Below are 13816 nucleotides of genomic sequence, written 5' to 3' on the forward strand. Positions count from 1 at the left end.
CAAATATTCGCCGCAGGGACTGATGTTTAGTTTTTCCGGTGTCGATATGACTACTAATCTGGTCTAACTGTTGGAAGGTGCGAGGGACATGATTGCTGCGGGTGCCGGAGAGCTCTTCCAGTTGATGCGCGACGGGCGGCCGCGGACCCGCGCCGAACTGGTCGAAGAGACCGGGCTGGCGCGTACAAGCGTCGTGAATCGTCTGGCCGCCTTGACCGCGCTCGGGCTAGTGACTCCCACAGGGACCCCAGCGTCCTCCGGTGGACGCCCTGCTGCGCGCCTTCTGTTCGATCGAACGTCGCGGGTGTGCATCGGCATCGACCTCGGCGCAACGCACGGATCCGTTGGCATCCTCGATCTGGCCGGCGAAGTTCTGACCGAAGAGAGTCGGGTGCTCGACATCTCGGACGGCCCGTCAGCAATCCTGACGTGGGCGCTCGATACCGCCGAGCGGCTCCTGGCGGCGACGGGTCGAGAGCCGGGCCACCTCCTCGGCATCGGAGTCGGAGTGCCGGGACCCGTGGAGCACTCGACGGGCAGGCCGATCCGACCGCCTATCATGCCCGGGTGGGACGGCTTCGACATCCCCGCTTTCGTTCAGCGGCGGCTCAATGCTCCGGTGCTCGTCGACAACGATGTGAACCTTCTCGCGCTCGGCGAGCGCGCCACCCGCTGGCCGGGGGTAGACGATCTGCTCTTCATCAAGGTAGCCACGGGCATCGGCGCCGGGATCATCCTGGGCGGCGAGTTGCAAAGGGGCGCCCGGGGGTCAGCCGGTGATATCGGGCACGTCCAGATTCCGGGTGTCGCGGACGATCGCGACCTCGAGGCCATGGCGAGCGCACCCGCGATCGCGGCCGAGCTCAGTCAGGACGGCATGACGGTGGGGGCGTCCGACGTGATCGATCGGGTCCGTACCGGCGACCCATCCGCGATCGCCGCGGCACGAGAGGCAGGCAGGGTGATCGGCAAGGTGACCGCGGCATGCGTCAGCATCCTCAATCCCTCGGTCGTCGTGATCGGGGGACAGCTAGGCGTGAACGTGCAGGAGATCATCGCCGGGGTGCGTGAGGTCGTGTATCAACGATCGATCCCGCTGGCGACGCAGCACCTCAGCATCGTGCCTGCGGAAGGCGGGTCGAGCGCTGGCATCCATGGCGCCGGGCTCATGGTCCTCAATGAGCGTCTGAGTGCGGTGGCCATCGACGAGCAGATCGCCAGTCTCGACTGAGTTCAGCGATGATGCCGCCGCCTGTTCGTCCTAGCGAAAGTCTCGGCGCGAGCTCAGTACCGCGCCGTGAAGCCGCCGTCGGTGTGCAGCAACTGACCTGACACCCAGCGACCCTGATCGGACAGCAGGAAAGACACGATGGGTGCGATATCCCCGGGGGTGCCGAGTCGCCCGAGAGGCTGGTACGGCGAGAGCGATTCACGGCCTTCCTGATCCATCCATCCCGTATCGATCGGTCCGGGATTGACGACGTTCGCGGAGATTCCGAGGGGACCGAGCTCGCGTGCCGTCGAGATGACGATGCGATCGAGCGCCGCCTTCGAGGCGCCGTAGGGCAGGTTGCCGGTGGTGTGATCGCTGGTGAAGGCCACGATCACGCCGCCGCCCTCGGGTACCTGTCGCGCGAACGCGGCGATTAACAGCAGTGCAGCACGGGCATTGACGGCGATGTGGCGGTCGAAGCTTTCGGCCGTCGTGTCGAGGATGCCGGATTCGACATCGTGCGCGTGGCTGAGGACGAGCGCGGTGATGGGTCCGTGCTCGGCGGCGACGCGGGCGATGAGGTCGTCGGGTCCCGTCGCCGTCGAGAGATCGCAGGGGTGGTCTCCCGCGTCGAGGTCGCTCGTCACGACGTGCCAGCCGTCGGCGACCAGTCGGGGCACGACGCCTGCGGCGATGCTGTTCGCGCGCGCGGCGCCGGTAACGAGAGCGAGAGGCATCATCCGAGGGTACTGAACGGCTCGAGGGTGGGGCAGCGAGAGCGCGGCAGCAAACACGAAAGCCCGCGGAATCCGCGGGCTTTCGGTATTTCACTGTCTCAACACAGTGTGCGCTCGAAGGGACTCGAACCCCCAACCTTCTGATCCGTAGTCAGATGCTCTATCCATTGAGCTACGAGCGCGATCCTGATCCCGCGGCATCCGAAGACCCGCGCAGACCAGCGTCCAGGATACCCCACGCGCGAGGCGCCCGCGAATCGTGCCCCGTCTGCGCGGGGTCTACGCGGTGTCCTGGTCCCGTCGGTCGTCGTCGACGCTGTCGGCACGCTCCGCCTCGGTCGCGCGACGCTGCCGCTGCACCGACGAGAGCTTGCTCAGATCGACGAGCCGGAGCGCCTGCATGCGCGCCTCGCGCATGGTCGCATAGTCGGGCTCGAGGTCGGGTCGCGCGGCCTCGACCCGCAAGCTGCGGTCGATGTTCTCGGCCAACTCGCCCCAGGCCGCATCACGCGCAGCCTCGACCAGCCGGCGCAACCCCTGATCGTCCTCGGCGCGTGCACGCAACTCTTTTGCGACGCGCTGCGACTGACGTCGGCGTCGACGGAGGTTGCGCACATCGCGGCTGCCGTAGTCGTGCGTGCTGTCCGGGTCGCTGAATCGACGCCACGCGTCCTTGCGTTCTTTCCTGATGCGCTCGGCGGCGGCATCCGCTTCGTCGGCGAGCGCGAGAAGTGCGGCACGGGCATCGGGAATGAACTTGTCGACGTCGTACCCGGCGCCGCCGCCGATCGTGTCCATCAGGATGCGGTTCTTCAGCGACAACCTGATCGCGGCGGAGGCGATGTAGAGGCCCTCCGAGACGATCTCGGCGAGTTTCGGGCGCGCAGGCGGAGCCGCGACGACTACCGAGTCGTCGGACTTTTTCGCCGGTGAGGCTTTCGGGCCCACGTCCCCTCCCGGTTCGAGGTTAGCCGGATCGCCCGACACATGACGATGGCGCCGAGGACGAATCCCCGGCGCCATCGGTCGAAACGATCAGACCTTGCGGAATCGTTCCACGATGTAGCAATCGAACGGGTCGCGAGCCGACAGACCGACCCGGTTCAGGTAGGCGATGACGATGCCGTACGAGCGCAGCAGCGTTGTCTCGGTGTAGGGCACGTCCAGCGTCTTGCAGTGGTCGCGCACGATCTCACGCGTCTTGGCGAGGTGCGGGCGAGCCATGCTCGGGAACAGGTGGTGCTCGACCTGGTAGTTCAGACCGCCCATGAGCCAGGTGGCCCACCAGCCGCCCGACACGTTGCGCGACGTGCGGACCTGCTTGGTGAAGAAGTCGAGCTTGGCGTCCTTGTCGATGATCGGCATGCCCTTGTGGTTCGGCGCGAACGCCGCACCCATGTAGATGCCGAAGACCGCAAGCTGAACACCGAGGAACGCGAAGGCCATGCCGAGCGGCAGGAACCAGAACACGATCGTGAAGAGGACGGTGAAGCGAATCGCCAGAAGAGTGAGCTCGTACCAGCGGCCCTTGACGCCCGGCGTCGTGACCAGGTGCCTGATGCTCAGGTAGTGGAGGTTGATTCCCTCGAACGCGAGGAGGGGGAAGAACAGGTAGCCCTGGCGACGCGTGATGAAGCCGAGAAGACCGGATGCCTTGGCCGCATCCTCTTCGACGAACGAGATCGTGTCGATCTCGATGTCGGGGTCGCGGCTGATCCGGTTCGGGTTGGCGTGGTGGCGCGTGTGCTTCGAACCCCACCAGGAGTAGCTCATGCCGACGATCCCGTTGCCGAGGATCTTGGCGAGGCGGTCGTTCGCCTTGCCGGAGGTGAAGATCGCCTTGTGGGCGGCCTCGTGAGAGAGGAAGGCGATCTGCGTCAGGATGATGCCGAGCGCCGCTGCGACGATCAGTTGGAACCAGCTGTCACCGAGGAGCACGAAGGCGACGCCGCACGCGGCGAGAGCGACGAACAGCGCCGACCCGACGAGCAGGTAGAACTTGGGCGCCCGAGCCAGCAACCCGGTCTCGCGAACCACCTGTGACACCTCGGTGTACGCACGGGTGAGGTTCGGATACGTGTCTGACTTCGCGTACGTCTGACGTACGGGCCCAAGCTGGGCTGCGGGGGGAGCAATAGTAGAGATGCTTCACCTCATCGATCGGCAGCCCACAAGGTTGTGGGCCTGGGCCTGTGCCAACGGCAGGTGCCGAACGCTGTCGCCCACACTACGCACCCATTCATGCCGATCCGAGAATGCTGGGGGGATGTCCAGGTGACTGTCACGCGATAGACATTGCGGGCGCGTGTTAGTGTTGCGGAGGCGGTTTATTCCGCCTGCGTCGTCGTGACGCTTCCCGGCCCTCTCGGCCGTGGCTCTACACGAACGGCGAACCGATGCGCAATCCTGCGCCGTCGCCCACTTCGCGCCTCTCTCGGGCCTTCACCGGCCTCATGTTTCGGTGCGCACTTCACCCGAAAGCACAACCATGTCTACTTTCCTTGAGCTCGGCGTACCCGCGCAGCTCGCATCCGTCCTCGAAGCCTCGGGCAAGACCGAGGCCTTCGCCATCCAGCGCGACACGCTTCCCGACTCCCTCGCGGGTCGCGACGTGCTCGGCCGCGGCCGCACCGGCAGCGGCAAGACCATCGCGTTCGCTCTGCCACTCATCGCCCGCCTGAGCGGCGCATCGGCCGCTCGCCGTAACCCGGGCCAGCCTCGCGGCCTGGTCCTCGCCCCGACGCGCGAGCTCGCGACGCAGATCGCCGCAACCCTCATCCCCCTCGCCGAGGCCGTCGGCCTGCGCGTCACCACCGTCTTCGGTGGCGTCAGCCAGCGGCCGCAGGAGCAGGCTTTCCGCAACGGTGTCGATATCGTCGTCGCCTGCCCGGGCCGCCTCGAAGACCTCATGAAGCAGGGCGTCGTGCGTCTCGACCGTGTCGAGATCACCGTCCTGGACGAGGCCGACCACATGGCTGACCTCGGCTTCCTGCCCGGTGTCACGCGCATCCTCGCGGCGACCCCGCAGGGCGGACAGCGGATGCTGTTCAGCGCCACGCTCGACCGCGGTGTCGACAGCCTCGTCCGTCGGTTCCTGCGCGACGAGGTCCGTCACGAAGTCGACGACGAGAGCGTGCCCCAGGGCGAGATGATCCACCGCGTCTTCGTGATCGACGGCACCGATGAGAAGACGGCGCTCGTGCAGCGTCTCGCGTCCGGCACCGGCCGTCGCATCCTCTTCACCCGCACCAAGCACCAGGCAAAGAAGCTCGCCAAGCAGCTGACCGCGGCCGGCATCCCCGCCGTCGACCTCCACGGCAACCTGGCGCAGGGCGCGCGCGAGCGCAACCTCGCCGCATTCGGCGCCGATGTCGCCAAGGGCGGCGTGCGCGTGCTCGTCGCCACGGATGTCGCCGCGCGCGGCGTTCACGTGGATGACGTCGAGCTCGTCGTGCACGTCGACCCGCCCGTCGAGCACAAGGCGTACCTGCACCGGTCGGGCCGTACCGCTCGCGCCGGCGCCGAGGGCACCGTCGTGACGGTGACGCTCGAGGCGCAGCGCCGCGACGTCACCGACCTGCTGCGCAAGGCACACATCAACGCACCGCTCGAGAAGGTCCGCGCCGACGACGCCCGGGTCGTGACCCTGGTCGGCGATACCGCCGCCTACGTCAAGCCCGCGCCGATCGTCGCGAGCACCCACGCCCCGCAGCGCCCCCGTGGCGCGTCGGGTCGCGGCAACGGTGGCGGCCGCCCCGCGGCACCCCGCGGTGATGGCAACCGCGCGCCGCGCGGGGACGGTGCCCACGGCGATTCGGCCCGTCCCGCAGCCGGCGGCGGACGCCGCGGCGGCTCGCGCGGACGCTCCTACTCGACCGGCTCGCGCGGCTGAGCTCAGATCAAACGAAACGGCGGGGCACCCTCGGGCGCCCCGCCGTTTCGCGTTCCGTGCGTCAGACCTGGCGGTACTCCGACTTGCCGAAGCCGAGGATCAGGTAGCCGATCGGCTGCAGGAGGAACAGCAGGAAGAACGAGAAGACACCGCCGTGTCCGAAGTTCTTGCCGACTCTGACGGCCACGACGATCGCGAAGATGAAATTGACGATCGGGATGATGTAGAGAAGGCCAAGCCACGCGGACATCCCGCCGATCTTCACGAGAATGAAAATGTTCACGATCGGGATGATCGCGAGGATGCCGGGCCAGCCCGCCTTGCTGAACGTGCGCCAGAGCGCGATGGCCAGGATGATGTACCAGATCAGCCCCCAAACACCGGAAATCGTATAGAGCGCGGTGAGGTCGGCCTGGTCGGTGATCTGCGAGGTCACGATCTGCGAGGTCACGCTTTGTGAGGTCATCGCCACATGCTAGGGGTTCCGCGACACCTCTACCCGCTAGAGTCTGCGCCGTGACTTCCCCGCCCACGCTCGCGCGTCGTCTTGGCCTCGGCGACGCGGTGTTCATCGGTCTCGGGTCGATGATCGGTGCCGGGGTCTTCGCCGCCTTCGCACCCGCGGCCGAGGCGGCGGGTGCAGGCCTGCTGGTCGGGCTCGCGATCGCCGGGTTCGTCGCCTACTGCAACGCCGCCGCATCCGCTCAGCTCGCCGCCGCCCACCCCACCTCGGGAGGAACGTACGCCTACGGCCGGGCCGAGATCGGTCCGTGGTGGGGCTTCGTTGCGGGGTGGGCATTCATCATCGGCAAGCTGGCGAGCTGTGCGGCAATGGCGATCACGTTCGCCGCATACGCCGCTCCCCCGGGGTGGGAACGGCCTGTCGCCATCGCCGCCGTGGCGGCCCTGGCAATCGTGAATCTGCTCGGCGTGACCCGCACAGCACAGCTCACGCGCGTGCTGGTCGTCATTGTTCTGCTCGCTCTGGCCGTTGTTGTGGCCGCAGGATGGTCGAGCACCGCCGGCACCGAAGGCCTCGCCGGCCTGGACCTCTGGACGGGTGGCGGCTACGGCATCCTGCAATCCGCCGGTCTGCTCTTCTTCGCGTTCGCCGGATACGCGCGCATCGCGACGATGGGCGAAGAGGTGCGCGATCCCGCCAAGAACATTCCGCGAGCCATCATGCTCGCCCTCGGGCTGGCGCTCGTCGTCTACGCCGTCGTCGCTGTCACTGTTCTCGCGACGCTCGGCCCCGATACAACGGCGTCGGCCGAGGCACCCCTCGCCGAGACCGCGGCCGCTTCCGGGTGGGCATGGGCGCAACCGATCGTCCGTTTCGGGGCGGCGGCCGCATCGCTCGGCGCGCTGCTCGCGCTGATAGCCGGCATCGGTCGAACAACCCTGGCGATGGCACGAGAGGACGATCTGCCCCGCTACCTCGCCGCTATCCACCCCCGCTACCGCGTGCCGCACCGCGCCGAGATTGTGATTGCGATCGTCGTCATCGTCGCCGTCGCGACCGTCGACCTGCGCGGCGCGATCGGCTTCTCATCGTTCGGGGTTCTCATCTATTACTTCATCGCGAATGCCGCGGCGTTCCGTCAGCGCGGCGAGAAGCGCCGATTCCCCCGCATCCTGCAGGTTCTCGGCGGTGTCGGATGCGGCATCCTTGCCCTGACACTTCCGCTGCCGGCGGTCATCGGCGGCGGCGCTGTCATCCTTGTCGGCATCGTCGGGCGACTGGTGGTGCTCGAGCTCAGGCGTCGCCGTTCGCTGTAGGTCCCGCGCTTCACGAGCCGAGCTTGAGCCGAATCGACTCGATCCTGCGTGCCCGCGTCTGGGGCGCCTTCGCCGATTCGACCGACGTCACGTGCGCCTTGCGAGCGCTGGGCGCAAGAGCATCGAACACGGACCGCAATCCGGCCGCCTCCAATGCGGTGGCGAGGTCCGCGGGCACCTCGACAGTGCGAGGCACCGCATCGATAACGAGTGTCACGTCGATCGCGTCGCCGCCTGCCAGGCCCGTCGCCGCGCGTTTATCCGAACTGAAGGGGATCAGGTAGCGACCGCCCATCACAGCAACGGTGCTCCGGTATTCGAAGCCGTTGACGTTCACGATCACGGCTGGCCGCTTGCCTGCTGCCAGGGATTCGACCACGCCAGCGGGAACCTCGATACCCGTGTTGTTGCCTTGCTGGAACAGGATTGTGGAGAACGTCGCCTCGTTGGCCATGTCGCGAGGATATGGGCGCGCGCCCGTCGGCCGCCAGTGTCGTATCAACCGGCGCGGCACGACGCAACCCCTCTGCTCGCGCGCGCGAACTGGCCTAGCTTCGATATACACCCACTCGAAAGGAGCCAGACATGGGATTCATCGACGACGCGAAAGAGACCGCCGAGACCGCTGGCCGCAAGGCGAAGGACGCGTTCGAGGACACCACGGACCGCATCGGCGACAAGGTCGACGAGATGAAGGCCGACGCCGAGGTGAAGAAGACCAAAGCCGAAGCCGACGCCGAGGTGAAGAAGGCCGAAGCCGAGCGCGACTCGGTCAAGACCCGCAACGAGGTCAAGGAAAACATCCGCGACGCCTGACCCGTCTGCACAAGAACGGGGGACCTCGGAGAGTACTCCGGGGTCTCTTGCTCGTTAACCCCGCCCTGTGGGCAGACGGCCCGCTCAGCTCGCCCGGTAGTTGTCGCGAGCGAATGCCGAATACGGCGTGGGCTCGACCGTCGCACGGACCGCGATCTGGCGGTGGGCTTCAACGGCGGGCTTCTGCGAATTCGGCTCTTCGCCCCACAGGACGTGCACCTCTGTGCCCGGCGCCGAGTGCTCCGTAGCGATGCTGGCGAGCGAGACGAACGCGTGCTCGTTCGTGACGTAGCCGACGTCGTGCGAGATTCCGACATCCTCACCGTCGATCAGCACCCGGTCGACCTGGTACAGCCCGTAGCGCGCCTTGGGGAAGTCGATGTACTTGGCGGGAACGCCCGGCTCGAGCAGGGACTGCACGGCGGCCGCGACATCTTCTTCGTTCCAGACGAGCGTGACCTTCGTCCGCGGCGCTTCAGCAGCGTGACGCTCGAGCGCCGCACGGCCGATGAAGTCGTGATCGAATGCGACGCTCCGGCCATAGCCGATGTCGTAGGGCGTGACGTAGTAGTCGGTGATGTCGTCGGACGCGAGGCTGCCCGCGAGCGAGCCGGCCCCGGCAACGGGAAGCCACTCGCGGTACGCCGCGGTGCCCTCGCCCGTGAAGATCGCCGGGAGGGGGGAAGGCACCCATGCCGACTCGAGGTTGGCCGAGGAGTAGGCCTTCGACCCGACCGCCACGAGGTCGAACTCCTCACCCGCCTCGATCAGCGCCGAGCGCACGCGCTCTCCGTCGGCCCACGGGCCGAACAGCTCGAACCCCGGCTGCCCGGCCATGCCGTGCCGGAGCGAGCGGACCGTGAGTCCGTCGATCGTGAAGCTGGCCATGTGGAAGAACTTCGTCGGCGGCACGGGCGCGCCGGTGACCTTTTCCATCAGGGCGAGGGCGTTGGGACCTTGCAGCTCGAAGCGGAAGAGCTTGGGGTCGCCGGCACGGACGATCGAGTTGCCGTCGCGCTCGAAGGTGGCATCGTAGTCGCCCGTCTCGAGGTGGTACTGCACCCAGTCGATGACCATCGGGTGCCCGACCAGATCGAAGGACTCCTCGGCGAGATAGAACAGGATCGCGTCGCCGATCAGGTAGCCGTCGCTGTTCACGGCGATGAACTGTTTGGCATTGTCCACGCGGAAGTTGGCGAAGCTGTTCACGCCGATATCGCTCAGGAGTCTCAGCGCATCGGGCCCGGTGAGGAAGAGGTCGGTCATGTGGTGCGACTGGTCGAGAAGAGCGACGGAGGTCCGCCACGAAAGCTGCTCGGAACGCCAGTTGCTGAACTCGGGAGTCACGGGGAACACGGTGGGGCGAGCCGGGGCGTTCCGCAGAACGTCGACGGGGCTTCCGACACGGGCGATTGCGGCGGCGAGAGATTCAGACACGGGAACTCCTTCGTTCGCGGCGGTCATCCGCCGGCGGTGGCTCATCGCCAGCTTACGTATTGAGAACGGGGCGAAGCATAAGCAATGCTTATCCTGAGGGAAGGATGTCTTAGTCGACGCATCCGTCCTCCAGAAGGAGCACCGTGGACCTGAATCTGTTGCGCAGTTTCGTCGCCATCTATGAGACGCGGAGTTTGACCGCCGCGGCCGAGCGGCTGTACGTCACTCAACCCGCCGTCAGTCAGGCCCTCGGACGGCTGCGGCGTGAACTGGATGACCCGCTCTTCCAACGGGTCGGTCGGACGATGGACCCGAGTGAACTTGCCCGCTCGCTCTACCCGGACTTTCGGGAGGCCCTGGGACGGATCGACCGGACGCTCGACGCGGTGCACGGGTTCGAGCAGACGACGTTCGATCGTATTTTTCGGATCGCGCTTTCGGAGCTAGGCGAGATCGGCTATTTTCCGGTCATTCTCGACGCGGTCCGCACCGCCGCACCACACGCGCGCCTCGAGGTGGTGCCGCTGGACGTCGACCGCTTGCCCGGTTGGTTGGCACGCGGCAGCGTCGATCTGGCTGTGACCTCGTCGCCCGTGATGGGCGACTTCCCGCACGTGGTTCTGAAGTCTCAGGGCTACGCAATTCTGATGTCGCAGCATCATCCGCTCGCCGACGGCGACGTCACCCTCGAGGACTACCTCGCCGCGAGCCACGTGGTGGTGGCGAGCGACTCGGGGCGCCCGAACCTGCGCACCGCACTCAGCCGTCTCGGCGCACGGCTGGACGAACCGGTCAGCGTCAACCACTTCGCATCCGTCCCCCCGCTGCTCGCGGCACGCCCCGACATGATCGCGACCGTTCCCGACACGATCGGCGCGGGATGGGCCACATCCTGGCCGCTCGTCGTTCGGCAGCTCCCGTTCGACATGGCGAGCGTCGACGTGTCGCTCTTCGCACGGACAACCGCCCAGCACTCGGCCGCGCTCGACTGGGTCTTCGACACCGTGCGGCATGCCATCTCGGGTACGCACGGCGAGTTCTTCGCCATCCACGGTTACCCGGGCCGGTGATCGGGGACGAAGTTCAGCGCGTGGTCTGGGTGGCGAGGCGCACGGCGGCGTTCGCCGCCCCGTAGCCCTCGTACAGTCCGCGCCGCTCGAGGAACTCGATGAAGACCGTCCCTACCGTTCGCGTGTAGAAGTGGACGAACTCGCCCGCTCCATCGCGGTCGTACAGCAGCCCCAACTCCCGCAGCTCGGCGAGGAAGCCCTCGTCCAGGTCGAATCTCGCGGCGAGATCGTCGTAGTAGTTGTTCGGGATCTGCAGCAGCTGTAGACCGGCGGCGCGCGCCCGTCGAACGACCGCGACGACGTCGTCGCACCGGATGGCGATGTGCCGATCCGGAAGAGGCGCTGTCGGTGGGGCGAGGTTGATCGGTACGCGCACGACGCCGTCCTGCGTCCGCATCACCTGGCTGCGCATGAGACCCATGGGGCTGGGCACCTCGGCCGCCGACTCCGTCTCCAACGACATCACGCTGGCGGCGAAGAGCACCGCTTCGTCGAAATCTTGCCACCGGTAGCCCAGGTTGATGTGGTCGATCACACCGTCGGAATCGCCCGCATCCGTCCCGCCTTCGAACTCAGTGATCCAGGACTTGTCGTCCCTCCGGTCGTTCCAGTACACCTCCGTGCCGTCGGGTGCGGCCACGGCGCGAAGCTCGTGCTCACCGGCATACGTGCGACGGAATACGCTCGGGGCGCCGAGCGCGAGCGCACGCGACATCGCGACATCGGCGTCGTCGACCTGGAGTCCGATCGCGGCCAGTCGCGACCCCGTGTCGCGCTGCTGCTCGTTGAGGATGATGCGCGCCTCGCCATAGCTCCAGAGACGCACGGGCTTGCTCTGGTGGCGGCCGCGGAACCGGAACCCCAGTTGGCCGAGCATCTCGTCGAACTCGTCTAGTCCCGCTCCGGCAACCTCGACGAAGTCGATCCCGCGCGCGGGCTGCGGGTCCGCGAGGCGCAGGGTGTCCCAACCGTTTTCGGCCGCCGTGCGATCCGCGAGCCAAGTCAGCGACCGGCGAGCGTGTGCGGCGGTGCGGTGCGCGTCGGTCTGCCGGAAGGTGTCGTTGAAGACCTCGAGCGAGAGGGGACCCCGGTAGTTGGCCCGAAGAACATGCCCCAGGAATCCCGCGAGCGCGAAGTCCCCCTCGCCCGGGAAGACGCGGTGGTGCCGACTCCAGGACAGGACGTCCATATCGAGGGCGGGCGCGTCCGCTAGCTGCAGGAAAAGGATCTTCTCGCCGTCGATCTCTTCTATGCCCGCCGGGTCATGCCCGCGCGACAGGATGTGGAAGCTGTCCAGGCACACCCCGAGATTCGGTCGGTCGGCCCGCTCCACGATCTTCCACGCGCGCCGGTAGTCATCGACGAACCGCCCCCAGGCGAGCGCTTCGTAGGCGATGTGGATGCCGTGCACAGCTGCCCTGTCCGCGAGCTCCGCGAGCTGGCGTGCCGCGAGTTCGTCGTCGTCGATCGTCGCGGTACCCGCGTTGCTGCAGACGAGCACGAGGGTCGTGCCGAGCCGATTCATGACCTCGAACTTGGCCTCGGCGCGACGAAGGTTGTCGGCGAAGGTCTCGTCGTCGACCCCCTCGATGTCGCGCAGGGGTTGGAACATCTCGATTGTGAGCCCGAGACGGTCGCACAGAGCGCGGATCTCTTCCGGCGACTCGGGCGCGGCAGTGAGATCGGCGTCCATGATCTCGACACCGTCGAAGCCTGCAGCAGCGCAGGCGTGGAGTTTCTCGACGAGTCCGCCCGAGAGGCAGACCGTCGCGATTGAGGTGCGCATGGCAGGTAACGTACCAGTTTGTACATTAAAGAGACAGGGCTCGCCTTCGGCGCAGAGAAGTCGGCATCCGCAGATTGACGGAAGGTCGGAACGCCATTAATGTACGAACTAGTTACTCACTTGAAGGTCAACGGAGACATGGAACGCACGCACGTCGTAGGGCTGCTCGGCGAGGGGATCACCCGCTCGCTCACGCCGCCGATGCACCGCGAAGAAGCACGTGAGCTCGGTATCGACTACGAGTACCGCGTCATCGACACGGCCCACCGTTCAAGCGCGGACGCTCACATCGATCTTCTCTGGGGCGAGATCCTCGACGAGGGCTACGACGCGATCAACGTCACGCACCCCTACAAGCAGAGCATCATCACGAAGCTGGACGAGCTGAGTCCCGACGCGGACCGGCTCGGCGCCGTGAACCTCGTGGTCTTCCAGGGGCAGCGAGCCGTCGGATACAACACTGACTGGACGGGATTTCGCTCGGCTGCCGTTGCTGAGCTCGGGTCCCTTGTCGGCGAGTCCGTCGTGCAACTCGGCGCGGGTGGCGCGGGCGCCGCGACCGCGTACGCGATCCTCGATCTCGGAGTCACGGAGCTGCGCATAGCCGAGCGCGATGCGCAGCGGGGCCAGGTGCTCGCGGCACGGCTGGCCGACTTCTTTCCGGGCGCGAGCGTCACCTACCTCCCGTCCGACGACCGAGACGCCGCCCTCGCCGCGGCGTCGGGCGTCGTGCACGCCACCCCCACCGGCATGGACCTGAGCCCGGGTGTCTCCTTCGATGTCCACCTCCTGAGCGCATCGGCCTGGGTGGCCGAGGTCGTGTACCTCCCGCTGGCGACCGAACTGGTCCGTGCGGCGCGGGCTCGGGGACTTCGAGTGCTCGATGGCGGACGGATGGCGGTTGGCCAAGCGGCAGACAGCATCCGTATCATCACGGGGCGTGAGCCGGACCCTCAGCGAATGCGCGAGCACTTCCTCACCCTGATGCACGCCCGAGAACACAGCGACCGATAACTCAATACCCCTGGACATCCGTCCCGGACGCCGCCATCCGGCATCGTCCACAACACCTGCACAAAGAGATGG

General features: G+C 66.9%; 13 protein-coding genes and 1 tRNA gene. 6 read left to right on the forward strand and 8 right to left on the reverse strand.

The features are described from left to right. Positions 1-88 precede the first annotated feature (88 nt). Positions 89-1231, forward strand: coding sequence for an ROK family protein (locus ACT9TC_RS06710; RefSeq protein WP_458042600.1), 1143 nt, complete (start codon positions 89-91; stop codon positions 1229-1231). Between the two features lie 53 nt (positions 1232-1284). On the opposite strand, the gene ACT9TC_RS06715 is transcribed toward ACT9TC_RS06710, so the two are convergent. The 4 genes from ACT9TC_RS06715 to ACT9TC_RS06730 all read right to left on the reverse strand — a co-directional run bounded on the left by ACT9TC_RS06715 (position 1285) and on the right by ACT9TC_RS06730 (position 4095). Next, positions 1285-1950 (reverse strand): SDR family NAD(P)-dependent oxidoreductase, encoded by a 666-nt coding sequence (locus ACT9TC_RS06715; protein WP_458042601.1) that lies wholly within the window; start codon positions 1948-1950, stop codon positions 1285-1287. A 109-nt stretch (positions 1951-2059) separates the two neighbouring features. Next, positions 2060-2132 (reverse strand) — tRNA-Arg (locus tag ACT9TC_RS06720). A 97-nt stretch (positions 2133-2229) separates the two neighbouring features. Continuing rightward, complete coding sequence (locus tag ACT9TC_RS06725) at positions 2230-2898, reverse strand: asparagine synthase (protein WP_232711535.1); 669 nt, start codon at positions 2896-2898, stop codon at positions 2230-2232. Positions 2899-2985: 87 nt separating this feature from the next. Further along, the gene (locus ACT9TC_RS06730; protein ID WP_100813404.1) at positions 2986-4095 is read right to left on the reverse strand and encodes a fatty acid desaturase family protein; all 1110 of its coding nucleotides are present in this window, start codon (positions 4093-4095) and stop codon (positions 2986-2988) included. A gap of 343 nt (positions 4096-4438) precedes the next feature. Here ACT9TC_RS06730 and ACT9TC_RS06735 point away from each other — a divergent pair, with 343 nt between their 5' ends. After that, positions 4439-5842, forward strand: coding sequence for a DEAD/DEAH box helicase (locus ACT9TC_RS06735; RefSeq protein ID WP_458042602.1), 1404 nt, complete (start codon positions 4439-4441; stop codon positions 5840-5842). Between the two features lie 61 nt (positions 5843-5903). Here the strand turns inward: ACT9TC_RS06735 and ACT9TC_RS06740 are convergent, their stop codons facing one another. Further along, positions 5904-6308 (reverse strand): DUF5684 domain-containing protein, encoded by a 405-nt coding sequence (locus tag ACT9TC_RS06740; RefSeq protein WP_458042603.1) that lies wholly within the window; start codon positions 6306-6308, stop codon positions 5904-5906. 50 nt (positions 6309-6358) lie between these two features. On the opposite strand from ACT9TC_RS06740, the gene ACT9TC_RS06745 reads away from it, so the two are divergent. Further along, entirely contained in the window at positions 6359-7621 is a 1263-nt protein-coding gene (locus ACT9TC_RS06745; protein WP_458042604.1) for an APC family permease, read from the forward strand. A 10-nt stretch (positions 7622-7631) separates the two neighbouring features. Here the strand turns inward: ACT9TC_RS06745 and ACT9TC_RS06750 are convergent, their stop codons facing one another. Beyond that, positions 7632-8075, reverse strand: a complete 444-nt coding sequence (locus ACT9TC_RS06750; protein WP_458042605.1) for a YdeI/OmpD-associated family protein — start codon at positions 8073-8075, stop codon at positions 7632-7634. A 131-nt stretch (positions 8076-8206) separates the two neighbouring features. Here ACT9TC_RS06750 and ACT9TC_RS06755 point away from each other — a divergent pair, with 131 nt between their 5' ends. After that, positions 8207-8437 carry a hypothetical protein gene (locus tag ACT9TC_RS06755; RefSeq protein ID WP_036300148.1) on the forward strand — a complete coding sequence of 77 codons (231 nt, stop codon included), beginning with the start codon at positions 8207-8209 and terminating at the stop codon, positions 8435-8437. An 84-nt stretch (positions 8438-8521) separates the two neighbouring features. Here the strand turns inward: ACT9TC_RS06755 and ACT9TC_RS06760 are convergent, their stop codons facing one another. After that, positions 8522-9874, reverse strand: a complete 1353-nt coding sequence (locus ACT9TC_RS06760) for an aminomethyl transferase family protein (protein ID WP_458042606.1) — start codon at positions 9872-9874, stop codon at positions 8522-8524. A 143-nt stretch (positions 9875-10017) separates the two neighbouring features. On the opposite strand from ACT9TC_RS06760, the gene ACT9TC_RS06765 reads away from it, so the two are divergent. Further along, positions 10018-10944, forward strand: a complete 927-nt coding sequence (locus ACT9TC_RS06765; protein ID WP_458042607.1) for a LysR family transcriptional regulator — start codon at positions 10018-10020, stop codon at positions 10942-10944. A 13-nt stretch (positions 10945-10957) separates the two neighbouring features. Here ACT9TC_RS06765 and ACT9TC_RS06770 read toward each other — a convergent pair whose 3' ends face one another. Then, on the reverse strand, positions 10958-12730 hold the full coding sequence (locus tag ACT9TC_RS06770; RefSeq protein ID WP_458042608.1) for a bifunctional sugar phosphate isomerase/epimerase/4-hydroxyphenylpyruvate dioxygenase family protein: 1773 nt from the start codon (positions 12728-12730) through the stop codon (positions 10958-10960). A gap of 138 nt (positions 12731-12868) precedes the next feature. On the opposite strand from ACT9TC_RS06770, the gene ACT9TC_RS06775 reads away from it, so the two are divergent. Next, positions 12869-13744, forward strand: a complete 876-nt coding sequence (locus ACT9TC_RS06775) for a shikimate dehydrogenase (protein ID WP_458042609.1) — start codon at positions 12869-12871, stop codon at positions 13742-13744. Positions 13745-13816 lie beyond the last annotated feature (72 nt).

The organism is Microbacterium sp. HM-570, from assembly GCF_054165885.1.